Genomic DNA, 25,833 nt, shown 5'->3' on the forward strand with positions numbered 1-25,833 from the left:
AATCTTTATTCATTGATGAAATACTGGTAAATCACAGCAAAAAAACAGCCAGTCACCGGAAATTCCCCGGCGGCTGGCTGTTTAGGTTAAAAGCTGTAAATACAGATTACAAATTCCAAATGCGATACACAATAACTGCCGCTTCAGCGCGGGTGAGTGTATCGTCCGGTGCAAGCTTGCCGTCTTTGCCGCTGACAATTCCCAATTTCACCAGAGCCGCCAGGCTGTCTCGGGCATAATCAGCAATCCGGTCTGCATCCGGATAGGTTTCCAAAGTTGCGCTGCCACTGGCCTTTTTGCCGGCTGCCGCCAGTGCGCGGTAAGCGACCACCATCATATCCTGGCGGGAAAGCTCACTGTATGGCTTGAACATGTTGCCTTCATAGCCAGTAACGATGCCTAATTGCTTCGCAATGGCAAGTTCATTTCTATAATCAGCATCTTTCTGGACATCGCTGAAGGCAGTACTATCCTGATCTGTACCCTTCAATTCAAGGGCTCGCACAAGAAGCGCGGTGAAGTCTGCTCTATTCATCGCTGTCTCTGGGGAGAAGCTGGTCTTTGAGGTTCCTTTGACGATATCCCGGGCAGCCATGGCAGCAACAGCCTGCTTTGCCCAAGACAGGTTCTCCATATCCTCGAAGCTCATAGGGTTATACGCAGCCGCGTAGGTGCCAAAATAAGTCGTTTGGAACACAAGTGCTCCGCTTGCGGCGTCATAACGGCCGTTCGGGATAGATATCATGCTGCCATTGGCTGCACGGTACCAAACGACGAGCAAATCCGTGTGGCCCAGCTCTTCCACTGTCGGCTTGTAAGGAACGGTTACCTTTACAGGCGCATTCGGGTTGTTCCATGCCACTGCCTGGCCGCCAGCTATAACGTTCAGCTCCATTACCGGACGATTGCCAATCCTATCACGGGCTACCGTATTCAAATTGTTTATTGAGGCCTGATTTACACGGATGGACACGGTGTCAGTATTTACTGTAGCACTGGACAGCATATTGCTCGGAACCTCGATAGCTGCTAAGTCTGTTTTTATCAAAAGTACATAGTTTTCCTGACTCTTCAAGCTTTGAGTAGGCAACTGCACTTCATATGAGGAGACGTTTGCTTGCTTCGGCACTTCGACTATGATCTGTTTCCGTCCATATGCTGCCGGAGTAGCTTGCTCAAGGGCTTTTTTCAGGTGATCGCCCGAAATCGCTGCCTTCGCCCCTCCGCTTTCGGTCTTCACTTCCGGTTTGATCGTCACCACGCCGTCTTTGCTCTCAACGTTTCCTGCCTGCGGAATTGATCCGTTGCTACTGTTACTGTTATTACTGTTGTTATTGTTGCTGTTGCCGCCCTCGTTCGATTGGCCGGGTTTACCCGTAAGCGTAAGCACACCGTAAACGGAGGTGTCCTGATAACCATTGCCGGTTGTATCATTCCATGCGGCAACACTTTGCCGGGCCCCGTCTTTGGCGTCATTAATCTGTACGTCGAAACCGATCTTTTTGTCGTTGCTTGCTGAGATTTTTTTAAACGGAATCTTTACTTCAACTGTGTAGTTGGTTCCGGTAACCTTGGTCGATGATTCGAATCCGCCAGCGATCCCAGCCGGATTGAAGGAAGTCCCGTTATCAAAATTGACTCTGAACTGTCCGTCATCGTCTTGATAGAACGTCGTCTTCCCATTGTTTTCATCCAGGAAGATTTCGACGGAATCCTGTTCCCATACGTTCTTACTGCTCTTGTCCAGCTGCGCGTCGCTGACCTGAATCAAAACATACAGATTTTGATCATCCCAGAGGGTTTTGGCCACTCCGGCCGCGCCCTGCCATGCGATCTGGTACCGATTCACCGGCAACTCCGCCGCCTTGCTCCAGACAGCATCAACCGTCCCGTCAACTACAGGTGAAGCATAAACAGCGGTCGATTGGTTTGCGCCGGTAGAATCAGGTTTATGCTCCTCCATAAATTTACCGGGGTTGATAACCCCGTAGTAAGCCGGCTTGGCCTGCAGGTTCTTATCGAATAATAACGGATTAGCAGAAGCTCGCCAGCTCGTATGGTCGTCCAAGCCCCAGAAGGTAACACGCTTTATATTTGCGGCGTGAGTTTTGAAGAGCTCCATCAATTGCGCGTATAAATAGCCCTGGGCATTCGCAAGCTTCCCGGAAAGCTGATTGTTGCTCCCAGCCTGAATATCAAGCTCGGTGATGCTTACTTCTACGCCTAAGGAAATAAACTTCTCCAGTGACAGCTTTACGTTTTCAGGATTGGTGTTGACACTGTAGTGCCCCTGCATGCCGACGCCGTCGATGAGATGTTTTCCCGGATGTGTAAGCGCATACCTATCATTGATGGCTTTGACCATGTTATAAATGGCTGCCGCTTTATTCTGGTTATCTTCGTTGTAATCGTTGTAGTACAGCTTGATATTCCAATCTGGATGTTGGTCCAGCACTTCTCTTGCCGCCAGGAAGGCCTGCTCCACATAATCTGCGCCAATGGCACTCTTCCAAGGGGAGTGACGCAGCGAGGTTTCCCAATCTGCCGGATTACCCGGATTATCGCTCATCGCTTCGTTCACGACATCCCAAGAGATCACCTTATCACCGAAATGTTCCACGACCGTTTTAATATGGGTCTGCAGATTTGCGAGCGCTTCGTCCCGCCCCAAGGGAAGGCTATTACCTTCAGCATCCTTTGTCGTATTCATCCACACGGGAGATTGCTGATGCCATACCAGCACATGCCCATGCATCAACATCCCTTCAGCCCGTACCTTAGCAACCATGGAATCCGCAGCGTCAAAGGTAAAATTACCCTTTGCCGGCTGCAGCGCATCCGGTTTCATCGCGTTTCCTGCGGTAGCGGCATTGTGATGCATTTTAAGCAGCTCCAGCCGTACACCTTCCAGATCCTCGGCTGTTATCGCGTTGCCGATCAAAAAATCATTTTGATAGGCAGTCTTTACAGGAATCAGGTCCTTTTGTATGGCGATTGGACCTGTGCTTGTTTTCTCAAAATGGATGTCGTCGATATAGAAAGATGCTGCTGCGTTATTGGCGCTCTCGACATAGATGGTTAAATATTCGCCACCCACACTGTTATAGCGGTAGCTTCCCTCAAATTTAACCCAACCGTCGCTGGCACTGATTGTTTTTGGGGAAAGAGCTACATAATTCGCGCTGCTCCCATTCCCGGTCTGCGTGGACAGCTGCAGCTGCGAGCTTGCGGGTTCGATCAGCTTGACCCAGGCCGAAATGTTATATTCGCTGCCCTGGTCCACATACTTCTCCACACGCAAGGACGGCCCATGCCACGTAGCTGTTCTGCCCTCTACTTTCAAGGCAAAGGAACCACCCCCGGTATGATTCTCTGTATCTGTAAGAGTCAGCTTCTCAGTCCCGGCTCTGCCTCCAAAACCGCCGGTAGTCTGATCCTCAAAGGTGATGGCAGTGAACGGTAAAGCCGGTTCTCTGGGCGGTCCTTCTCCACCGTCCGAAGTGACTTTCTCGGTGATGAGAAGGTCTCCGATATAGAAAGAAACCTCGGCTCCTGCTTTGTTGGAGTTCATACGCAAGGCCTGATCTGTGCTTGTATCGACGGTAAATTCCTTAGTCAGAGTAACGGCTTTGCCCACTTCAAAATTCACTTCCGCATAATTTCCATAGCTGTTCACAGTTTGAAGTGCAGCATTAGCGCCGGTGGGCAGATTCACATTTGCATCCACATAAACAATTGAAGTCACCGTGTAGGTTTTTCCGTTTTCCAGTCCGAGGTCGCTGAATTTGAAATCAGCCGCGTCCCAGTTGTTTACTCTGTTGCTTACGTATAATGCCGCTCCGTCTGCATTGCCTGCAAAAGACTTGCCGGTGACAGCCGTCAGGCTGGCACCTCCCGATTGAACAGCTTTGCCTGCACCAGCCGCAAAGGTTTCGTGATAAACCGTTTTCGTGACTTCCAGTTTCGGTGTTGCAGCTTGCGCAACCGGAGCAAGACAGCCTAACGGAATAAGCAGACTCGCCGCCAGTACTAACGAGAAGACCTGTTTAATCATTTTACTCATGCGTTACACTCCTCTGTATGAATTTGGGTTAGACAAGTTAAGCGCTTACAAATATGGAAAGCCGCCCCCTTTCTCACCCCAAATCGTAGCATAATGCAAAAAGTGCGTCTTACTCTAAATTAAAGATTGTACCGTGCTTTTTATATATCATTTGAATTGCGCTTAATCCGCAACTTACCTAAGAACTTGCACAACAAATCAACAAAATGATTGGCTTATAATAAACATAAGAACAATTGAGCGATACTATGGAGGTTATTATGAACTGGAAATCGGCGATTGAACAAACGTTGGCCACCACCCGCCTTAACATCAAGCGCTTCGGAGACCAATTTCCCATCGTAAGTCTTGGGGACGGCAAATATCATTTAACTGACCATACCAGCTGGACGGAAGGATTCTGGTCCGGGATATTATGGCTGAGCTACGAATACAGCAAGGACCCGGAGATTCATGCTGCAGCCATCAAAAGTGTGGACTCTCTCAAAAAACGCTTGGAGGCTGAACAGGGACTCGATCATCATGACATCGGCTTTTTATATTCGTTGTCCGCGAAGGCCCGCTGGATTGTCGATAAGGATGAAGACTCCCGTCTGCTGGCGCTGCAGGCTGCTGATATTCTGATGAAGCGCTGGCGGTCTGCCCCGCAGCTGTTTCAAGCCTGGGGACCGGAAGGCGATGATGCCAATGGGGGCCGGATTATCATTGACTGCCTGATGAATCTCCCCCTGCTCTATTGGGCTACTCAACAGACCGGGGACCGCAGCTATGCCGACTGTGCCAGCATGCAGGCTGAGAAAAGCCGCCGGTTCCTGGTGAGGGGAGATGACTCTTCCTACCATACTTTTTATTTTGATCAGGTAACGGGAAATGCTATCCGCGGAGGAACAGAACAGGGTTTCCAAGACGGTTCCACTTGGACGCGGGGACAGGCGTGGGGGGTGTATGGCTTTGCCTTAGCTTACCGCCATCTCAAAGAACCTTATTTCCTGGATACCTCAAAACGGCTTGCCCGTTATTTTCTGGAGCAGCTCCCGGAGGATCATGTTGCGTACTGGGATTTCGATGCTCCGCAAGACCAGGACACACCCCGCGACAGCTCGGCTTCCGCTATCTTTGTGTGCGGTATCCTTGAGCTGCTTGAACACTTGCCGGAAGATGATCCGGAGCGGGCATTCCTTGACGAAGCGGTCCACAAATCTATAGCTTCCCTGGTGAACCGCTATTTCACTGCCGGCAGTCAGACTGAGGAGGGTTTTCTGAGGCATGGTTCCTATTCCGTCAGGGGAAAATCGTCTCCCGATGATTTCATGATTTGGGGCGACTATTTTTTCCTGGAAGCGCTGATGCGGCTGGAGCAAGGAATACCGGGATATTGGTACGAACGTTAAAGTGAATATGGGCAAGGGTATAGGATGAATCAACCTTACACCTGTATATGAAATTGCAAACCGGCAGGCTCCCCATCGGAGCTCTGCCGGTTTGATGTGCTGTATGGATTGCTGACGTTTCTATTAAACTATTTTATTTTTCATCGCATGCTATTTATACTGTAATTAAAAATGGTTGCAAGGGAGCGTTTCATGAACAGGAACGATCATACGCCCAAAGGGCTTGAACCCGGTCTACTGATGTACAAGTATAAATATGAAGATGAGGAATCCCATTGGTTTCACGCGCATAGGGGAATTGAGATACTGTACATATATAACGGTCATGGAGAAATCATGGTGGAGAATCAGACCTACCCCATTCAGGATCACACGCTGGTTTGGTTCCAGCCCTATCAGTTGCACCAAGTGATGGTTCCTCCGGCCCCCAACCGTTCTTATATTCGGACCAATCTGACCTTTGACCCCAGTTTTCTGGAGCATTATCTTACCGCTTTTCCTTTCCTGGAGAAGTTTTTCCGGAACATGTGGAAGGGCACTCTGCAGAGACCGGTTTTCTATGCCATGAATAATACCCCGATTCTGGATTTGCTGGAGGAGTTACATCATTCCGTAAATGATTCTGCCGCAAACAAAGAAGAAGATACCGGATTCCTGATGCTTCAGCTGATGCGTTTGCTTCAAAAACAAGTGTCCGATGTCCAAACCGAAGACAATCCCATCCAGTCGCGTGGAGGCTCACATGTCGAACGGATTACCGACTGGCTGGACGAGCATTACAAGCAGCCCTTCAGCCTCGAAACGCTGGCTGCCAGTTTGCATCTGTCGCCTTACCACATTTCACATTTGTTCAAGCAATATGCCGGCATCACCCTGTCCGAATACTTGATTCAGCGGCGTGTCAGAGAGGCTTGCATACTGTTGGCCAATACCGGTAATTCCATTCAGGAGATTGCTGTGGAGGTGGGCGATCTTTCCCCGTCATACTTCAGCCAGATGTTCAAAAAGATCAAAGGAATTTCACCGGACAAATATAGAAAAAGCATCCGCTGAATCCCTATCATAGGCTGGATCACCAATCTCATAATAATCACAAAAATCGCCCCTTGGTAAAATGGAAGTAATGAGCAACCATTTCAAAAAGGGGCGATTTTCGTGCATGCAGTGACAAACAGGGTCAGTTAACCATTCCAGATGGATTGCGAGGCAGCACGTACCCGTTCTCTTCCTTCGCTGCTGCCCTAGCTGATTCGGATACAAGAGCCGCTATTTGCAGATATTCGGCACATTTCAGGTGCTTACGGACCAGTGACGTTATGACCTCATTTCACACGTTACTTCCTGCTTGTGCGGCCAAATAACGTCTTTCCAGTCCGCGACGCTGTACGCACAGTCTTTTTTCCACAAATAACGTCTCCTCAGTCCACGCCCTAATACAACGCCTAGATTGAAAGCAAAAAGATCAACCACAGTAGCATCCCATCCCTCGCCTGCCAGCGAAGATCAGCGGGATCCTACAGGAAAACTTCAACCTTGACGGACGAGCGTCCAGGGTACGGCGCGAGGATGTTGCCCTCCACCCGTTCTCCGTCAACGGTGATTTGTTTGACGCCTTTGCAGACCTTGCTTGCGTTCGTAACGGTGATGTCATAGTCACAGCCTCTGAAGCGCCGCTTCACCGTAAACCCTTCCCAATCTGCTGGAATGCAAGGGTCGATGGACAGGCCGCCCAGCACCGGCTTCACCCCCAGAATATACTGGGTGGCGGCGACATACATCCATGCAGCCGTTCCGGTTAGCCAGGACACGTTGGCGAGGCCGAACTTGTCAGACTCCGGCCCGAACAGGTTGGAGGCATAGACGTAGGGCTCTGCTTTGTAACGCCATAACCCTGCCTTGTCCATGGCCACATTCGGCAGCAGCTGGCGGTAATATTTGTAGGCCAAATCTCCCCGGCCCAGCATACATTCAGCTATAATAGCCCAAGTGTTGGCGTGGCAGAATACCGCTCCGTTCTCCCCCGTCCCCTTGTTGTAATTGGTCAAAGGGTCGGCGGGATCAGGAAAGCTGCTGATGGAAGGATGGATTTTTTTGATGCCAAGCTCCGTGTCCAGCATTTCGCGGACACTGTCCATCGCCCGCAGCCCCTTATCCCCATCCGCCATGCCGGACATCGTGGCCCAAGTCTGGGCATTGAGCCAGATTTTGGCCTCGTCGTGTTCATCGCTGCCGAGGAACCGGCCGTCGTCCATAATAGCCCGCCGGAACCATTGCCCGTCCCAGCCGATGCTGTTGACGAGTTTACGCTGCGCCTCATACATGGCTTCATATTGTGCGGCATGCTCCGGATGGCCTGCGGCGGCCGCAAGATCAACCATGCGCAGCAGCACCGTTCCAAGCTGCATCGCCGTCCAGATACTCTCGCCCCGCCCCTCACGGCATACGCGGAACAGCTGGTCGTTCCAGTCCGAGTGCAGCATCAGCGGGAAGCCGTTAGGCCCCAGCTTCGACGCCGTAAAGTCAATCGCTGCCTTCAAATGCTCATATACCGTGCCTTCGCCGCCGTCATAATAGGGCAGTTTGGCCTCCAGAAAAGCGGCATCTCCGGTTTCTGCAAGCAGATCCCATGCGGCAAGTGCGGTCCATAAATGGTCGTCGGAATGGATACTCGTTACCGGCTCCCAGCCTTCGTTCGGAAAGAAATAATGGTTAACATGACCGTCCTTGTACTGTTGGCCGAGCAAAAGCCGCAGCTTGTCAAAGGCAAGCTCCGTGTCGAAGGGCACAACTGCCAAAATATCCTGTGAGGTGTCCCGGTAGCCCACTCCGCGGAACGTGCCGGTGGCGTAAAAGGAAATGTTGCGTGAAAACAGAAAGTTACGGTGCGCCTGGTACGGATTCCAGATGTTGATCATCCGCTCGGCGTCCTTGTCCGGCAGCCGGCTCTCCCACGCTCCCAGATAGCCAGCCCAATTCTCTTTCAGCGCCCGGAAGGAGGATTCAACAAATCCGGCTTCCCGGGAGTGGGCTACGGCCCGTTCAACTTCCTGCTCATCCGCTGCGGTGCCGAGAAACACATTGATGGTGCGGCTCTCGCCCGGCTGCAGCGTAAGATTGAACTGCAGCGCACCACAGGGGTCCCCGCCCATCAGCGTCGATCCGGTGCAGCCGCCGCTCTCAATCGCTGCCGGGTTTGATTCGCTGCGGTAACAGCCGATAAATTCCTCGCGGTCGCCGTCATAGCCAGCTAGCGGTGTATCCGAAGCCAGATAGACCAGCGGCGTCTCTTCCGGTTTGGGCTGATTTTCGACCCCGTACCGGTACACCAGCGTTTCCGCTGGATGATATTGCACCGAAACCTGATGTTTGTTGTAGCATTGCCACTGCAGCTCGCGCATAAATTCCATCATGCCGAACTCGGCGTAGGCGTAAACCTTCAGTTCTTTCGCTACACTGCCCTGGTTGGACAAGGTCAGATTCCAGATCAGCGAGTTCTCGTATGGCCCGACAAAATACACCGTCCTGGCGGCGATACCGGCCCGCTTTGCCTCGAAGCGGGTATAACCCATGCCGTGGGCGCTTTTCCACTCCTCAGGTTTGTCCGAGGCGGGCTCGCTGGTCGGGCACCAGTACCCGCCCGTTTTTGCATCCTGCACATAGATATAGGGACCCGAACGGTCCATCGGCAGGTGAAAGAAACGGTAACGGGTGATCCGCCAGATCTGGGGCGACTTATAAAAGGCCACACCACCCCCCGCATGCGACAGCATTGTGTGGAAAGTGCCGTTCGACAGGTAGTTCATCCACGGCGTAGGCATATCATGCCGTTTAAATTCAACTTCCTTCTCCTCGTCACAGAAGGTATAGTAATCCTTCGGCTCAGCGCGGTTTGTGCGTAATCCGCTTGACGGCAAGCCGCCTGTGTCCTCCTTATGTTCCTGCTGCCCGGATGGTTCAGCATGCTTGAAGTGTTCCGCTTTCACTGGGCTCCAGCTCCTTTATGATGATTATGATATAGATTATTTATTTCGGTTCGACCTCGTCCAGGGTCAGGCGGTATTCCAGGTCCTTCATATAGGTACCGCCCGTGTTAAGAAAGTTCAAACCGAAGGTCAGATCACCACCGGTTCCATGCAGTATCGCGATCAGCACGTTGAGGCCGCCCCGCAGGGTAAGCTCCTGTTCAGGCTCCGCCACCAGCACGCCGTTCAAATAAATCTCATAAGGCACGGCTGTATTGACGCGCAGGTGTCCGCGGCGAAGTTGTCCCGGCACCCGCACAAAGCAGCTCAGAAACCACGGATCAAGCCCCGCATCTGCAATCCGCAGTGTTCCGTCGCCGGAACGCCGCTCTTTCTTCTGCATCCAGCCATAAAGGCCTTCGCCCAGATTATTCAAAGAAAACTCCGGATCGGTGTAGTAAGCCTTCATCTCCCCGTAATCGACATGGGGCGGACAAGGCAGCGCCATCGCCACTTCCATAGCCCACTCGCCGTCACCCTTCACGCTATCCAGTAAACCGTCGTCAAAGGACGCGCCCAGATTGGCGAGCAGGCGGGTATACAGGCGCAGCGCCTTGTCACTCCCGGGGTCTGTCAGCAGCTGTGAGCAGAATACGGAACCTGCCCCTGTCTTCACTTCGGCAAGGAATGTTCCAGCAGGACGTGTGTTTCTGCGGTTTAGCTCCACCAGTGCCAGGCGGCTGTATTCTGCCGTGTAGCCATGCACGAAATAGTCCTTCCATGGCGTGCCTTCAACACTGGTACAAAGAGCACAAGCGTCCGGCAGCTCCAGGCTGTTGAGGGCCAGCGCGCGGTTCATGACCTCGCGCGGCGACAGAAACACCTTGTCGAAGCCGAACAGGTCGACCGGGCTGAAGCCGCGCACGGCGGCGCGGGCATAGTCCGCCGCCAAGTGATATGTCTCGTGCGGCACCACGCGCACGGGGCGGCCCAGCAGGCGGGCAAGCTCAGCCTGCTGGCGGTCCTCCGCCGGCAGGAGAAGCACCTGTCCGCCGGCTTCGGCATGACGCCGGAGCGCCTCGGGTGCCCCCGGCGCCTCAAGCATGCAGGCTTCGGCCACGATCAGGCCGAAGTCCTGCCCGTCTCCTGGCGCCGCTTCACCCGGCGCGTTGCCCATTGCCGGCGCTGTCATATCCAGCGCCGTATACCGCAGCCGCAGCTTATCGAGGAACGCTGCAGCTTTCCCGCCGGGGCGCAGCAGCGCGGCCACCGGCCGGGCTTCAGCCCCGGCGTTGTCCCCGGCGCGCCCGGCGTAGGCCAGCAGGTTGCGCAGCAGCAGGCAGGCCTGCGGCACGCGGCCAATGTTCGCCATCAGCTCCAGCTGATTGGCCAGGAATAGGCCCTCCCCGCTGCGGTATTCCAGCAGCGGCGACCACAGATCACCGCCGTCGCCAAAATCACCCGCGCTGCATTCCAGCAGCAGGGTGAAATCACCTGCGGCCGGCTTCTCGAAGGCGGCATGGACGATCGGCAGCGGACCCTCCTCGCGCAGCTCCTCATGCCAGAACATCAGATCCTCGTCGCCAAGTCCCTCCAGCACCGGATGCTGGTAATTGCCCGCATGGGCGCGGAGGAAGGGCCGGCGCGAGAGCGGCAGCCTGCCCAGCGAAAGCTGGGTCTGCTCCAGCAGCAGCAGCTTGCCGCCCCGCGCGACATACGCCTTCAGCAGCGCCTCCAGTCCGCCATCCAGATCCTCGGCCTTGCTGCCGATAACGAGTAAATGATCGGCAGCAAGCCTGGCCAGTCCAGAACAGTCTACCTTTTCGCAGCCCGGAACAAGCCGGCGGATGTGTTCGTAATCCTCATCCCCTCCCCAATACACGGTCTGACGCTGTACATTCACGGGTTGGTTCAGCAGGCTTGCGGACATGATCCTGTATTTTAAGCGCAGCTCATGCACCCGCCGCTCGCCGTGAAACAGCACCGCCGTCAACACCGCCTGCTCTCCGGCTGCGGCGCGGAGCGGCATCCATTTCACCCCGATGACCTTATGCTCGGCGGGACTATGGCGAAAGCCGATACTTTGCTCATGGACGATGCTTTTCCCCTGCATGATAACGAATTCCACACGGACGTCCTGTGTAGAGAGCGTGTCGTTGTATACGTCGAAGCTGCGGCTGACCGGCGCATCGTCATAGAAGCCGCGGTTGTACTCGGCGGCGATAATCGTAGCCGGCTTAAAGGCCTCAGCCATAATGCCAAAGGCTGGATTAGGCGTGTACAGCGGATAATCCTCCGGCAGCAGGCCATTGTTGATTGAAAGCGAATAGGCCGGAATAAACTTTGGCTTCACGCCGGACATCCCCGGCTCGGAGGATGGCAGGACAATGTTCTGCTCCGGCATCGCCCGCATGAAATAATGGGCGAAATTGAAGGTGGAAATACCGGACACGCCCTGCCGTCTTGCATACTCCACAAACAGCCGCTCCTTCTGCGCCAGCCCCGCTGTGCTTTCGTCCGTACCGCGGTAGGCCTGCAGTCCAACATACATGCTGCTGTTTTGCGGACATATATACCACCAGCCGCCATGTTCCCCGAAGGTCAGCGGAACTGTGCGGTCCCACTGGCTGATCGTGCCGTCGATGTTGTAATGGCGGCTTTCCACCTCCGTATGCACTTTGGGCAGCAGCCTGTTGTCTCCTTCGGCGATGATCGGACGGGTAGGATCAAGCTGGCGGATCGCAGCCATCAAGCCGGGCATATGCAGCTTGAAGCCGTCCCGTCCGTCCACCCAGCGCATTTCGTTCTGCAGACTCCAGAGAATAACAGACGGATGGTTTTTGTCGCGCTGCACTAGCCGCCGTACATGCTGCCGGCAGTTCTCTACAAAAGCGGGATGGTCGGCCAGCATGGATTTGCTCGAACCATAAATCGCTGTCTCATCAACGATCAGCATGCCTTCTTCATCGGCGATCCGCACATAATCAGCCGGATATGGCTCGGCGTGCAGCCGGATACTGTTGACACCTACGGAGCGGCATATACGGTACCAGTTGCGGATGTACGCTTCCGTCTGCTGCTCCCCGCCTTGAAAATGCCAGGAATCGCCGCGCAAATTGACCGGAATGCCGTTCAGTATAAACTGCGGGCCTTCGCACCAGATTTCGCGGAAGCCGAAATCTTCCACACGCCGGTCGATGATCTCCTCTCCATGCAGCAGTTCCAGCACCGCACTGTATAGAAACGGCTCATCCGGGCTCCACAGTCTGGCACCGCTCCAGTCCATATTGAATGAGGCACAGTATACTGCCCCGGCCACTTCGTTTTCACATAGCCTGAGCGTCTCCACAGCGGCGCCATCGACTGGATGGGCTATGCATTCAGCAGACAGGACCGGTGCAGATTCCAGATCAACTCCGCAACATTCCTGTCTGTCTGGCCGCAAGCCGGTACCAGCTTGCTCCGCTCCTGCCCCTTCAGATCCTGCGCTAGTCCTATCTGAAGATTCCAGCGCTTTGCGGCCCTCCTCAGACTGCCGCAGCACTCCTTTCTCCCGAATGCTCAGCTTTACGCGCAGCGGGCTGCGGGCCGCAGCACTTCCCGCTGCGGAGGCAACAGCATTCACCTCTATCCGCCCTTCCCGAACGGAAGTACGAATAGTTACATCCTCCAGCGACAGTGCCGGATAACCTTCCAGATATACATCCTGCCAAAGTCCACGGCAAATCCTTCCATACCAGGAACCCAAAAGTCCGGTTATTTTTTGCATGCCGTTTGGAAGCACCACTCTGTCGAATCCGCCGCACACGACATGCAGATGATGCTCCCGCCCCTGCACCACCAGGGAAGTAATGTCGAGCCTCAGCGGCAAGTAGCCGTCTTCCCAGACACCAATCTCCTGCCGGTCCAAATAAATGACGGCCTTCTGCATAATGCCGTCCAGCCGCAGCACGATCCGTTGACCGGCCATGCTCCCTGGAACCCGAAAGCTTCGATGCAGCACTCCCGCTTCAGCAGCATCCCATTCCTCCGGATAACCGTACAGCTCGAACGGGGCGTAGTCATACTCCTGGAATTTGCCGAATCGTTTGCCTTCCGGGAGCGGATAAGTCCGCCTCCAGCTGGAAGGAACCTGGATCTTTCGCGCTTCATAAACAATTTTTTCCGGCAGCCTGCGGCATTGCGGCTGATCGTACAGGGGCATGAAATCCCATTCCCCGTTTAGACATAGCAAATTACGCATCTCTTATTCCCAACTTTCCGGTGAAGGAGCGCACCTCAAGCACTAGATCGAGCTTCCGCCAAATATCCTGGCCGGCAGGGGCCCCTTCCCATTTGATAAAATGCGGCTCCATAATTTCGGCCCAGTTGTCCGGAGTAAGTGTTGTTTTCAGCCTTCCTTCATAAGGGGCAGGCTCACGCGTGGCCGGCTGCTCCGCATAAAAAAACAGCAGATTCTCATGGAGCCCGATAATTCCGTATTTATCTCCGTCACCCGGCTGTTCTTCCTGATATTGATAGTGGTAATACACATAGCTGGCGGCCTCTTCCGGCTTCAGCAGCGCAAGCCGTCCGTAAGGCTGGCCAGCAGCGTTTGAGCGCTCCCAATGCTGCGCTGAAACAGGTTGCTGATAATGAAAAATATCCGCCAGCGGCGCCCAGCGGCGACCCTGTTCCCCTCCCGGCCAAACTGCCAGCCGTTCTGAGGCTTCGGGCAGCAAACTTTCCGGCGGAACCGCCTCTTCCAGGCATTCATAATAAAGAAACAGCTGGCTGCTGCAGGCAAACAGGCTCAGATTGACCACGTTGAGATGTTCCATCGCTTCGGCGAGCGAAGATGAGACCTCTTGGCTCCGAAAAAAAGAAGTAAGTTCCTTGCCCCTGAGCCCCTCGGCCCTGTATAAACAGCGCTTCATGCCGAACCTCCCTTTCACTTGTTTTCCCTATCATGTTACCGCATACAAATCTTCTTCGCCTTGACGATCGGGACCTTATTTAGCATGATAGCGACATCAGATCTCAAGACCTCCTTAAACCGCAACTGCGCTGAGGGAATAGGCGTAAGAAGGTTCTTCGAAATCCAGCCCGGCATGGCAAAGGCCCGCAAAAAAGGAACACTTCCTTTTGCAGGCCCGAATTAAATCATAAATTGAAATGAATGGGGGTAGAAACAACTCCGAACAGCTCCGACAGCAGCGCCCGCGCTATCACGCGGTGACCTGATGCGTCCGGATGGATACCATCACCATAGCTATAACCGGCGTCAAGCCTCCGCTCATACCGGATATGCTCCAGCAGCGGAGTGCGCAGGTCGATCACGCCATCGGCGGGACAACCGCCGGAGAGCAGCCAGTCCGCATAACGCTCCAGCACGCGGTCATAATTCCTGTAGGGCGCCAAATAACTGAAATCGGGCGCCTCTTCAGGCAAGAGCTGGCCGTTCATTGAAGCGGCGTCGAACGGCGGCGGGGTCATGAGCACTACTTTGGCCCCGGCTTCACGGATCTGTGCGCTCAGCTGACGCATTCCCGCCTGATAGACCGCGAACCGTTCGTCCGAGTAGGGATGGTAAATCCCGTCGTTCATGCCGTAGCAGGCGACGACCACACCGGGAGCGGCAGCGGCGAGTTCTTCCGCCAGCCGGTCGTGGATACAGGGCCTTGGAAATGGATGCCTTGCTTCACTTAGGCCTGATGCCGTCTCGCTGGGGATACCGCGTGCCACCAGTTCAACTTCCTGATCCGGGCGGTGCTTCCGCAGCCATTCCTCTGCATAACGGATGTATCGGCCATCCGCCGTAATGCTGTCCCCGAGAAACAGAATCACCGGCTTCACCGGATCATTTGTGATTGGATCAGCAAATAAATGCAACATTGTTTTCCCTCCTGACAATAACACAGGTCATGGCTTAGCCGAAGTCCGGCGATTGGCCCGCAACCTAATGATAACGCTGCCTCCCCATTTTCGCCTTGACGATTCCGACCTTCTTTAGCATAATATGGCCATGACAACTAAACTTTTTGCGCGGGACATCGGACTTGAGCCCGGCTTTACCTTCAGGATCCAGAAATGCCCGCTGACCCATGATTACTACGTCCATAGCCATGATTTCTCCGAGCTGGTCGTTATTCTATCGGGAAGCGCTGTGCATATTATCGAAGGGAGAGAGTATCCGGTTACTGCCGGCCAGGTTTTTCTAATCCACAGCAACGTTTCCCATGGTTATAAGAATGTCGATGGCATCGAATATGTGAACGTCATGTTCCAGCCCGAACAACTGCTGCAGCTGCCCGAGCTCAGGCTGCTGCCGGGCTTTCAGGCGCTGTTCTATATTGAGCCTTTCTACCGCAAGGAAATGTATTTCAAGGGCATGCTCACCCTTGACGCCGGGCAGCTGCGGGAAGCGACGCGGCTGCTTGATGTGATCCTCGAAGAGCATGACCGGCAGCCGGAAGGATACCGGCTGATGATCCGCACTTATTTTACCGCTCTGGTGGGCATGCTTTCGCGCTATTATCAGAACAGCCTCAGAAGCGAGGACAACAAGGCGCTGCGGATCGGCGAGACCGTGACCTATATCGAGGAGCATTTTCTGCAGCCCATTTCTCTGCAATCCATGGCGGATATGGCCTATTTGTCCACCCGCCAGTTTCTGAGAGTCTTTACCCGCAATTACCAGACCACCCCCATGGATTACGTCATCCGCAAGCGGCTGGACTATTCCTGCACGCTGCTGCGCAGCCCCGGCCTCACCATTTCACAGGTGGCTATGGACAGCGGATTCCATGATCAGAACTATTACTCCCGCCAGTTCCGCAAAGCATTCAACTGCACGCCAAGTGAATACCGCGAGAAAATGCGGGATTCCTAACGGCATCTGCAGTCACTCCTTATCCTCATCCCTGCCGGCGGCCATTCCCTCATCCCTCTGCCGCAGCCGCCGCCGGTACGCCCCGGGCGTCAGACCAAATCTCGTACTAAACAGCCGCGTCATGTAGTTGGGATCGCGGATGCCCACCCGTTCGGCAACTTCAGGTATGCCGAGCACTGTACCACCCAGCAATTTTTTGGCTTCTTCCAGGCGCAGACGCAGCACGTACTGCAGCGGTGTTGTGCCGATATGCTGTTTCATGCACCTTGTAATATAATCCGCCTGGAAATGCAGTTCCTCCTCGAGTCCGGCAAGATCAAACGGCTGTCTCCAATGACCGTCCAGATAGGCTGCGGCTGCCCGGGCCAGCCGGACCGAAGGCTCCGGCGCGGAAGTCCGGGCGCATTCCGCCTGCAGCGCGGCCAACAGCTCTGCCAGCAGCAGATGGAGCCGGACTGCGTTCTCTGCGTTTAGCCGGTTGTGGATCTCGTTCATCCCACGCAAAATCGGCTCCAGTGCTTCTACATCGACTGCAGCAAATTTGGGCATATACAAACGCTGCTGCGCAGAAGGCTCAACATCCTCTACCGTCCCTTTGGCGAGCAGCGACGACCAGGGAATATCCTCCCGCCGGATATGCGCTGTCGGACACCCATGAATGAAATGCACCCAATAAATTTCCGTATCCTCCCCGCAGGGCCGATGCCCGGCATGCGGCAGCCCCGCCTCCAGCACCAGCAGCTTTCCCGGACCCACGGCATATTCCTTATCTTGTTCTGTCATATACAGCGTTCCCCGCTTCACCAGCAGCAGATCGTACACACCGAAGGTACGGGCGAAATGCCGGTCACCCGGCGACCAGACGGCATGTCCTACTGTCACAAATTGCGGCAGCGGCGGGATGGCGAATTCCAGACACAGCACAGTATTCCTCTCCTGTCATAAGTCGATTTTGTGCTATTCAAAGTCTATATTATCACTGGTTACTCCGGCCGAAAAGAGGTACATTGACTGGGAATCCGCTTTTCATCCAACCATATAAGGGGCTGTTTATCCATGCGTTTTCGTCAGGTACACCTCGACTTTCATACTTCTGAAGCCATTGCCGGCATCGGAAGCGAGTTCTCCAAATCCCAGTTTCAGTCCATGCTGCGTGCCGGGCATGTCGATTCCATCACCGTTTTCTCCAAATGCCATCATGGCTGGGCCTATCATCCCAGTGAAGCCAATGAAATGCATCCGCACCTCAGCTTCGACCTGCTCGGCGAAATGATCGCAGCAGCCCATGAAATTGGGGTCCTCACACCGGTTTATCTATCAGCCGGTCTCGACGAAAGGCTGGCACGGCGCCATCCCGAATGGCTGATCCGTGACGCGGAGGACCGGACGCGCTGGGTGAAGGACTTCATGACACCGGGGTATCACGAGTTTTGCTTCAACACGCCTTTTCTGGACATCTTGCTGGCGCAAATCCATGAAGTGGTCTCCCGTTATGACGCGGACGGCATCTTCCTCGATATCGTGGGCATCCGCAAATGCCGCTGCCAGTACTGTGTAGCTGCGCTGCGCGCGGACGGCCAAGACCCGCGCAGCGAATCTGCCGTCGCCGCCCTGGGCGAACGGACTTACCTGAACTATGCACGCCGCGTACGGGAGACCATCGACGCCGTGAAGCCCGGTCTTCCGGTCTTTCACAACAGCGGCCATCAGCGGCGGGGCCGCCGTGACCTCGCCCGTGTCAACAGCCATCTCGAGCTGGAGTCGCTCCCGACCGGAGGCTGGGGCTATGATCACTTCCCGCTGTCGGCACGCTACGCCCAGACGCTGGGCATGGAATTTCTCGGCATGACCGGCAAATTCCATACCTCCTGGGGCGAATTTGGCGGATACAAGCATCCGAACGCCCTGCGCTTTGAGGCAGCGCTCAGTCTCGCCCATGGTGCCAAATGCTCAATCGGTGATCAGCTTCATCCCACGGGCCTAATGGATGAGGCGACCTATGCCCTGATCGGCGCCGCCTATGCCGAGGTGGAGTCAAAGGAGCTATGGTGCGCCGGGACAGAGTCCGTCGCGGACATTGCTGTTCTGTCCCTTGAAGCCGCGCGTGAGGCCTGTCCGGACGGGCAGGAGCTGAAGGGGCAGCGCAATCTGGCCGATGCCGGTGTGGTGCGCATGCTGACCGAAGGCCATTATCTGTTCGACATCGTGGATACGTTAAGCGATTTTGGCGCTTACAAAGTGCTGATTCTGCCGGACGAAGTTCCGGTATGGCCGGAACTAGCCAGCGCAATAGCGGAATTTACAGCAGGAGGCGGCAAAGTGCTCGCCACCGGGCGTTCGGGCCTGAACGCAGCTGGTGATGCTTTTGTCCTGAATTTGGGTCTGAACTGGAAAGGAACTAATCCGTACAAGCCGGCTTATTTCCGCCCGGACTTCATTCCCGGCGCCTTGCTGCCCGCCTCCTATGTGATGTACGGCGAAGGCCAGCTTGTGGAATTAAACAGCGGGCAATCGCTGGGCTGTCTGGAGAATCCGTATTTCAACCGTGATGTCTTCACTTTTTGTTCGCATCAGCATACGCCCAGCGCCAAGGAAGATAATGGACCGGGCATGGTTGAGAGCGAAAACGGCATCTATATCGCCTGGGATGTGTTCAGCGATTACGCGGATGGCGGGCATCTCATCCTGAAGGAGATGGTACTCCATGCTCTATCCCGGCTGTTGCCAGAGCCTGCTCTGCGCACCCGGTTGCCGGCCCGCGGGATAACGACCCTGCAATACCAGCCGGCGGAACGGCGCTATGTCAACCATCTGCTCTATGCCGCCCCCGTGCTGAAGGGACGCATAGAAGTCATTGAGGATATCGTGCCGCTGCGGGACGTTTCCGTCAGCCTGCGCCTCCCGTCACCCGCTCCCGTCCAGCGGGTCTATCTGGCCCCATCAATGACAGAGCTGCCGTTTACGGTGGGCCAAGACGGCGAAATCGGCTACACGCTTCCTTATCTGGAGAATCACCAGATGGTAGTGCTAGAGCTGGCGTGAGTAGAATTACCGGCCGAGAGGCTGGGTCAGCGGGAACATGTTAGCGTTATCCTTCGGCACCCAAACGGTGAAACCTTTGATCTTACAAGGGTTTCACCGTTTTGTATTTTTTCAAATTCTGAACTTATATTTCTTAACTCAACTTTTGCAAAATCAACACTGAGTAGGTCTCAGCCGGGGTTAACGCTCCAAGTAAAGGCCTTGTTATCATAGCTTCAATTTCCTCACTGGATTACGTGATAATATTTAGGTAAAGCGGCAAATCACACTTGCCTCAGGTTATAACTTGATTTACAATAAAACACATAAAACAAATTGTTTTATGCGTTTTCCATTATATAAGGAGGTGATCCCTCACAAGATGACAAAACCACTAAAGTTGCTCATGCTGATTACAGACGTAGGGTTCTTGATCTACTGGTTAGTGACATGGCTTCATCTGGTGCCGGATGAATATCTGTATAAAGACTACAAAAATGAAATCATGATGGCCTGGAATATATCGTTTGTGCCTCTGGATCTTTTGATCTCATTAACCGGTCTTTTGAGTATGTACTTTTTTAAAAAGAATAAGGGACAGTGGCTGCCGCTATGTCTCCTATCACTCAGTCTGACCTTTTGCTCCGGGCTGCAGGCGATAGCTTTCTGGACGATCCGGTTAGATCTGGATTGGTCCTGGTGGGTCCCGAATTTGTTTCTCATAGTGTACCCATTGTTCTTTTTGCCTTCGATTATGAAGAAAGGGCGATATACGGCGTCAATGACGGCGGTACAACCCAATAAATAAGTTTGGATGTGAGAGAGATGAAGGACAGAATTATACAAGCCTCGGTAGCTGAAATTAAGATACGAGGGTTGAAATTCTCCATAAGAGATGTGGCAAAGCGTGCCGGCATTAGCACAAAGACTTTATATCAAAATATAGAATCCAAGGAGCAGATCATAGGTTATATTGTCGAGCAATCTGTGTCAGAAATGAGACATGCCGAGCAATTAATCATAAACGAAAGTTCTCTGTCCAATATGGACAAGTTGCATAAGACATTGGCGTTATTGCCGAGCAGACTTGTTTTACATAACGTACATTTTCTTGAAGAACTCAAGCAGCGTTATCCTGTTCAATGGGCGGAAGTCGATCATTACATCCATAATGGCTGGGATAACATTAGGTTACTAGTTGAAAAAGGAGTCAGGAATGGGGAACTCCGTGAGTTTGATTTTGAATTGTTTATTCAAGTGTATATCGGGGCGTTCTATCGTTTGATGGAGCACCAATATGAAGTTCAGGACGGGTTGTCGCTTGAGAGGGCGCTGGGGCAAATGGTAGATCTGCTGCTGGTGGGTATTTGTAAGGGCAACATGGATCACGGGGGGAAGTGAGTGTGAAGGCATATTTGTTTTTGGCTGTTGCAGTTGTCAGTGAGCTGTTCGGGACATCTCTGCTCAAAGCTTCAGAGGGACTCACGAGAGTTTATCCAAGCATCGGGATGGTCCTGTGTTTCGGTGTAGCCTTCTACTCCTTATCTTTGTCGTTGCAACAGATCCCCTTGGGGGTCGCTTATGCCATATGGTCAGGTGTTGGAACTGCATTAACCGTCGTCATAGGGATTGTTATATGGAAAGAAGCGACGAATGCTATGACTGCTTTTGGCATACTGCTGATCATTGCTGGGGTTGTATTGGTTAATTTGAAATCGGCGTAGGGGAATGATATTGCTGGAGTATGATCCGATAAATGAACGGATTCCCACACACGGTAAGGCTTCAAGAAATAATACAGGTTTACGGGTACAAGTGGAAACGGCTTCGCTGTCCTCAAGAGGACGGTATCCGTTTCAGCGAGAAATAGAAGGATAATTTATAGTGTGAAGCATATAAATTCTGGGTATAAATTTAAAAAGGCTGTCGGAAATTTCCCGGCAGCCTTTTCGGCTTTATCTAAATCAGCTTATGCGCAAACCACTTCTTGCCCCGGAAGCGCCATAGAAAAACACTCCCGCGAACGGCCCACTCACAGTTCATCGCCAGCCAGACTCCCATGACGCCATAGCCCAGCACGATCCCGAGGATATAGCCAAATACCACCCGAAACAGCCACATCGTCAACATCGAAGTAATTGAGGTGAAGCGGGAATCTCCCGCTGCCCGCAGCGCAGACGGCAAAATAAAGCTAACGGCCCACAGCGGAACCTGGGCAATGGAATTCACCAGCAGCACTACAAACAGATCGTCAATGATCTCGGGAGGCGGAGAAAAGATCGACACCAGCGGGTGGAACAGCGGCATCAGGATCAAGGCGATCAATGCCAATGAAGCGGACCCGATCCAAAGGAAGGACTTGATGAACTTTCTGGCATCGGCGACATTCCCCCGCCCGATACATTGGCCGACTACCGTTACAATGGTCAGTGAGAGCGCACTGGCCGGGATTTGAAACACCATGGCCAGCGAGCCGGCGATCGCATTGGTCGCAATGGCATAAGTGCCAAGGCTGACAATAAATACCTGGGTCAGCAGTTTGCCCCCGTTGAAGAACATCTGCTCCGCTGCGAACGGCACGCCGATGAACATGATTTTCCGCAGCATGGTCAACGGAATATGGAACAGGTCGCGAATACGCACACGCAGGGCTGTATCCACCTTGAACAGATACACCAAGGCACAGACCATCCCCGTGTACCGTGCGATATTTACCGCAAGCGTCATCCCCAGCACGCCCATGTGCAACAGATTAATGAAGACTACGTTCAGAATAACATACAGCAGGTTCATGATGAGCGACAGCATCAGAGAAGCCCGTGTCCTGCCCACTCCCCGCAGAGCTCCGCATACCGCCTGCACCACCGCGATGCCCAGATAAGAGATACTGCTGCCGATGAGATAGATCCGGGCATTGTCCAGCACGTCGGGCGAGGCGGTTCCGAACAGAAGGTTCAAAATGGGAGTATGTAAGCCCATCATCAGAAGCCCGATTCCCAAGGCGATCAGCGACACCGAGGTGACCGAACCGGCCGTAGCCTGAGACACCATCTTGTCATTTCCGCTGCCTTTATACTGCGCGACTACTACCGTCCCCCCGGTTGCAACCGCAACAAACACATTGATCAGAAAAATATTGAGCGAATCCACCATATTCACCGCACTGACCGCCGCCATCCCGGACGAGCTGATCATTGCGGTATTTACCAGATTAAGCCCAATGATGAAGGCCTGGTCAATCAGGATAGGAATAAATAAAGCTATAATTTGCCGATAATCCATACCTTCGCCGGAAAGATATTTCTCCAGCAATTTTTTCTTCGGAAGACTAGCGCGAAGCTGCATAAACATATCACATCATTTTCTATATAATTGAAAAAACTCTTCATTCGAAGAGCTTTTCGACAAAATATACCCATTGAATTATGGGCACTTTACATTCAGTTTACTATAAATGCCATCTTAAGTCTTTAATGTTTTCCCCAGCACGCACAAAAATAACCCGCAGGCTTATGCCAACGGGTTAATTATTTATGATCTTGCACAAATGTTACTGAGCCTGAATCAGCTCAGATTCCTCTGCACCGGTAATGACGGAAACGATGCTCTTCCGCAGTTCTTCTGCATTAGATGCCTGGTACGGATCAGCATTGAAAATAATAGCATCTGCAAGATATCCGCTGGAAATCCGCCCCAGCTCATTACCGCTTCCCAGAATCTCAGCAGCAGTTAGTGTGGCAGCCTGCCACACTTCCGCCCGGGTCATGCCGTAATCCATCAGCGTATCCAGTTCTTGAAGGTTGTACCCGTGAAGTGCAGGCGTAGCATAATCCGTACCGAACCCTATGCGGACCCCCTCCCTCTTGGCATAACCAATGGCTTTGGAGTGGGCTTCGGCAGCGCGGGCGGCCCGGTCACAAATGACCGGGTTCAGCGCCAGAACGCCTTTCGGATCTGCAGCAATGCTATAAATTGAGGTCGTTGGCACAAAAGCTGTTCCGGACTCAGCAAGTCTTCCGGCCTGATCTCCGGTCAGAAACATCCCGTGCTCTATGGATTCCACACCTGCAGCGATAGACCAGTCTACCGTTACCCCGCCCCAGGTATGAACCAGGACTTTTTTATGATGAGTATGCGCATGGCGGACAATGAAAGAGAATTCTTCCTCTGAAAAAATCGGCTCCAGCACTTTTTCAGTAGGTGCACCAAGGCCGCCTGTTGCCATAATCTTAATCCAGCCTGCTCCTGTATCAAAAATCCCGGCCAGCCGCCCCTCCAAAAACTTAAGTCCGCGGGTATCCGCCGCTCCAAGCATAGCGCTGCTGGTTTGCACCCTTAGCGGCTGCTGATAGTGCTGAACGAGGTGCCGTACGGTGCTCGGCAGAATCCCGCCCGCATCACGCGCCGTTGTTACACCGGTCCGCAAAGTGGCTTCGAAGGCCGCAGCCTGCATGACTTCGAGCTCATGGCTGCCGCGTTTCAATTGATCCTCATGGTCAAAGTCCGTCCAAGCCAGATGCGTATGAAGATCAATAACCCCCGGACCGATCCATAAATCTTGGCCTGAATGAGCGGGCCGATCCTTCGGCGGCTCCGTTTCAGCTATAGAGGAGAACCGGCCATCCTTAATGTTAATATCAAAACGTTTTCCTTCGATGCCTGCTATAAAAATATGATTGAAGACTAACGCCTCAGGATGTTTATTGATCATGTTCATTCCCCCAAGTTAGGCGGATTGCCTTGAGCGCTGGATCAGTGCCCTGATTCAGCAGCCCGGCGAGCGTCGTAATGGCTTCTTCCACGCTTTGACGGGAAGCATTCGTTCCGAAATGATTAATCCGCAGAAGCCGGCCGGATAGCTCTCCGTCACCGGGAGCTACGATACCGATAGGCTGATTAATACGCAAGCCCGGTTCCCCGGAAATCCGCACCGTCGTAGTCAGTGTAGAATAGTGTTGGCTATCCTTCTGCCAAGGCTCCAGACCCAAGGCCTTGATACCGGCAATGGCCGAGGCCGCAGCCGATTCATGGCGCTTGATGACCTGTTCCAAGCCTTCTTCCTCAATGGCTGTCAATGCCGAGATCAAAGCTCTTGCCTCCAGCGTTGGAATGTTGGGAGGAACACGTAACGGTGTTGTCCCCTTCTGTGAGGGTTTAAGATCCAGTAAGGACAGAATGGAATTGCGCGGAGCATTGCTATTAGATTCGAGGAATTCCCAGCCGCGCGGTGAGATGCTTACGGCGCTGACGCCGTTAGGCCCGGCCAAAGCTTTCTGCGCGCCTATAGCTGCAAAATCAACGCCCCATTCATCCACCGGGAGGGCTTCTCCCCCGACCGCTGAAACGGAGTCTGTCACCGTAACAAGGTTAGCGGCGCGTGCAAGCTTAATTATTTCTTTGGCCGGATTCGATCCGCCTGTCACCACTTCTGCCTGAACAAAGGAAAGTGCACATGGTTTAAACCGTTCAATCGCCGCAGCGACTTCCTGAACAGTAACTACTTCATCAAAGGGGACCTTTACTTCAACAACCGTTGCCCCGCCGCGTTCAAGCCATTGTCCAAACAAACTCCCATAGGGGCCTGTCACTATATTTAGAATCGTACGGTCAGGCGCAGATATCCCCGCCGCTACCGCCTCGATTCCCAGAATTGCCTCTCCGGGAATGATGACCGGGGGATGACCGGTAGACAAAAGCCGGGAGAGCAAACTTGTAAGTGTGTCAAACTCAGATAATGACAGCGGTATAAATCCTTTATGTTCTCGGCTCATATAAACCTCCTGATGTGATCGACTTCGGCATTTTCGGAACGGCGGACAAGAGCTCACGGCTGTATTCCGTTTCAGGGCGGGCAAAGAATTGATCCTTGGGACTGATCTCAACCAGCTTTCCCTGCCGCATGACCGCTACCGTATCGCTGATTGCATGGATAACTCCCAAGTCATGGGAGATGAACAGCATGGTAAGATTAAGCTCATCTTTGAGCGTGTTAAACAGTTCGAGCACACTCCGCTGTACAGATACATCCAAGGCGCTGGTCGGTTCATCCGCAATCAGAAGACTCGGCTCAACGCTTAATGCGCGGGCAATCGCGATCCGCTGGCGCTGACCGCCGGAGAATTCGTGAGGATACCGGTCCAATGCCTTGGCTTCCAGCTGAACACGGCTCAACAGCTCTTTACACCGCTGCTCGACCTCCGTGCGGCCGACAATTTTATGAAACAGAAGTGCTTCAGATAGAATCTGCCTGATGGAATGCTTGGGATTCAGCGAAGCGTCCGGATTTTGGAAGATCATCTGGATTCGCTTGCGCTGCTCCCGGCTTCTCTTACTGGTTAATTCTTGTGCCCCCAGCAGAATCTGTCCCTCATCCGGGGTGATCAACCCGGCAATGACCCGCGCCAGCGTGGATTTGCCCGAGCCGGACTCTCCTACAAGGCCAAGGGTAGTATGCTGCTGCAGATTCAGATGGATATGATCGAGCGCAGTAAATCCGCCGTAATGAACCGCCAGATTTTTTACTTG

16 protein-coding genes and 1 pseudogene are annotated in these 25,833 nt (G+C 53.4%); 7 read left to right on the plus strand and 10 right to left on the minus strand.

Features of this window, described 5'->3' with window-relative positions; all coding sequences use genetic code 11:
• Window positions 1-106: 106 nt before the first annotated feature.
• Window positions 107-4,063 (minus strand): endo-1,4-beta-xylanase, encoded by a 3,957-nt coding sequence (locus AC3WT9_RS16300; protein ID WP_341377768.1) that lies wholly within the window; start codon window positions 4,061-4,063, stop codon window positions 107-109.
• A 260-nt stretch (window positions 4,064-4,323) separates the two neighbouring features.
• Between AC3WT9_RS16300 and AC3WT9_RS16305 the strand changes: the two genes are divergently transcribed.
• Window positions 4,324-5,454 carry a glycoside hydrolase family 88 protein gene (locus AC3WT9_RS16305; RefSeq protein WP_341377767.1) on the plus strand — a complete coding sequence of 377 codons (1,131 nt, stop codon included), beginning with the start codon at window positions 4,324-4,326 and terminating at the stop codon, window positions 5,452-5,454.
• A 192-nt stretch (window positions 5,455-5,646) separates the two neighbouring features.
• Window positions 5,647-6,507, plus strand: coding sequence for an AraC family transcriptional regulator (locus AC3WT9_RS16310; RefSeq protein WP_341377766.1), 861 nt, complete (start codon window positions 5,647-5,649; stop codon window positions 6,505-6,507).
• 461 nt (window positions 6,508-6,968) lie between these two features.
• On the opposite strand, the gene AC3WT9_RS16315 is transcribed toward AC3WT9_RS16310, so the two are convergent.
• From AC3WT9_RS16315 to AC3WT9_RS16330, 4 genes are all read right to left on the minus strand, one after another.
• Window positions 6,969-9,437: a GH36-type glycosyl hydrolase domain-containing protein gene (locus AC3WT9_RS16315; RefSeq protein ID WP_341377765.1), complete on the minus strand. Its 2,469-nt coding sequence runs from the start codon at window positions 9,435-9,437 to the stop codon at window positions 6,969-6,971.
• Between the two features lie 40 nt (window positions 9,438-9,477).
• Window positions 9,478-13,659: a glycoside hydrolase family 2 TIM barrel-domain containing protein gene (locus tag AC3WT9_RS16320; protein WP_341377764.1), complete on the minus strand. Its 4,182-nt coding sequence runs from the start codon at window positions 13,657-13,659 to the stop codon at window positions 9,478-9,480.
• Complete coding sequence (locus AC3WT9_RS16325; RefSeq protein ID WP_341091090.1) at window positions 13,652-14,332, minus strand: hypothetical protein; 681 nt, start codon at window positions 14,330-14,332, stop codon at window positions 13,652-13,654. The genes AC3WT9_RS16320 and AC3WT9_RS16325 overlap by 8 nt, the downstream gene beginning before the upstream one ends.
• Before the next feature lie 226 nt (window positions 14,333-14,558).
• Window positions 14,559-15,290 (minus strand): GDSL-type esterase/lipase family protein, encoded by a 732-nt coding sequence (locus tag AC3WT9_RS16330; protein ID WP_341377763.1) that lies wholly within the window; start codon window positions 15,288-15,290, stop codon window positions 14,559-14,561.
• A 130-nt stretch (window positions 15,291-15,420) separates the two neighbouring features.
• On the opposite strand from AC3WT9_RS16330, the gene AC3WT9_RS16335 reads away from it, so the two are divergent.
• Window positions 15,421-16,287 carry a helix-turn-helix domain-containing protein gene (locus tag AC3WT9_RS16335; protein ID WP_341091087.1) on the plus strand — a complete coding sequence of 289 codons (867 nt, stop codon included), beginning with the start codon at window positions 15,421-15,423 and terminating at the stop codon, window positions 16,285-16,287.
• Window positions 16,288-16,299: 12 nt separating this feature from the next.
• On the opposite strand, the gene AC3WT9_RS16340 is transcribed toward AC3WT9_RS16335, so the two are convergent.
• Window positions 16,300-17,211 (minus strand): AraC family transcriptional regulator, encoded by a 912-nt coding sequence (locus AC3WT9_RS16340; RefSeq protein ID WP_341377762.1) that lies wholly within the window; start codon window positions 17,209-17,211, stop codon window positions 16,300-16,302.
• 132 nt (window positions 17,212-17,343) lie between these two features.
• On the opposite strand from AC3WT9_RS16340, the gene AC3WT9_RS16345 reads away from it, so the two are divergent.
• From AC3WT9_RS16345 to AC3WT9_RS16360, 4 genes are all read left to right on the plus strand, one after another.
• Complete coding sequence (locus AC3WT9_RS16345) at window positions 17,344-19,329, plus strand: alpha-amylase family protein (protein WP_341377761.1); 1,986 nt, start codon at window positions 17,344-17,346, stop codon at window positions 19,327-19,329.
• 361 nt (window positions 19,330-19,690) lie between these two features.
• Window positions 19,691-20,116 carry a DUF5360 family protein gene (locus tag AC3WT9_RS16350; RefSeq protein ID WP_341091083.1) on the plus strand — a complete coding sequence of 142 codons (426 nt, stop codon included), beginning with the start codon at window positions 19,691-19,693 and terminating at the stop codon, window positions 20,114-20,116.
• Window positions 20,117-20,133: 17 nt separating this feature from the next.
• Window positions 20,134-20,709: a TetR/AcrR family transcriptional regulator gene (locus tag AC3WT9_RS16355; RefSeq protein WP_341091082.1), complete on the plus strand. Its 576-nt coding sequence runs from the start codon at window positions 20,134-20,136 to the stop codon at window positions 20,707-20,709.
• A 2-nt stretch (window positions 20,710-20,711) separates the two neighbouring features.
• Window positions 20,712-21,032: a DMT family transporter gene (locus tag AC3WT9_RS16360; RefSeq protein WP_341377760.1), complete on the plus strand. Its 321-nt coding sequence runs from the start codon at window positions 20,712-20,714 to the stop codon at window positions 21,030-21,032.
• A 235-nt stretch (window positions 21,033-21,267) separates the two neighbouring features.
• Here the strand turns inward: AC3WT9_RS16360 and AC3WT9_RS16365 are convergent, their stop codons facing one another.
• From AC3WT9_RS16365 to AC3WT9_RS16380, 4 genes and pseudogenes are all read right to left on the minus strand, one after another.
• Window positions 21,268-22,653, minus strand: coding sequence for an MATE family efflux transporter (locus AC3WT9_RS16365; RefSeq protein ID WP_341097594.1), 1,386 nt, complete (start codon window positions 22,651-22,653; stop codon window positions 21,268-21,270).
• A gap of 205 nt (window positions 22,654-22,858) precedes the next feature.
• Window positions 22,859-24,019 carry an amidohydrolase family protein gene (locus AC3WT9_RS16370; RefSeq protein ID WP_341091080.1) on the minus strand — a complete coding sequence of 387 codons (1,161 nt, stop codon included), beginning with the start codon at window positions 24,017-24,019 and terminating at the stop codon, window positions 22,859-22,861.
• The gene (locus AC3WT9_RS16375) at window positions 24,009-25,079 is read right to left on the minus strand and encodes an aminotransferase class V-fold PLP-dependent enzyme (RefSeq protein WP_341377759.1); all 1,071 of its coding nucleotides are present in this window, start codon (window positions 25,077-25,079) and stop codon (window positions 24,009-24,011) included. The genes AC3WT9_RS16370 and AC3WT9_RS16375 overlap by 11 nt, the downstream gene beginning before the upstream one ends.
• Window positions 25,063-25,758, minus strand: a pseudogene (locus AC3WT9_RS16380) (ATP-binding cassette domain-containing protein); the annotation flags it as partial. The gene AC3WT9_RS16375 and the pseudogene AC3WT9_RS16380, both read right to left, overlap by 17 nt.
• Window positions 25,759-25,833 lie beyond the last annotated feature (75 nt).

It is taken from the genome of Paenibacillus sp. EB106-06-01-XG199, from assembly GCF_058791575.1.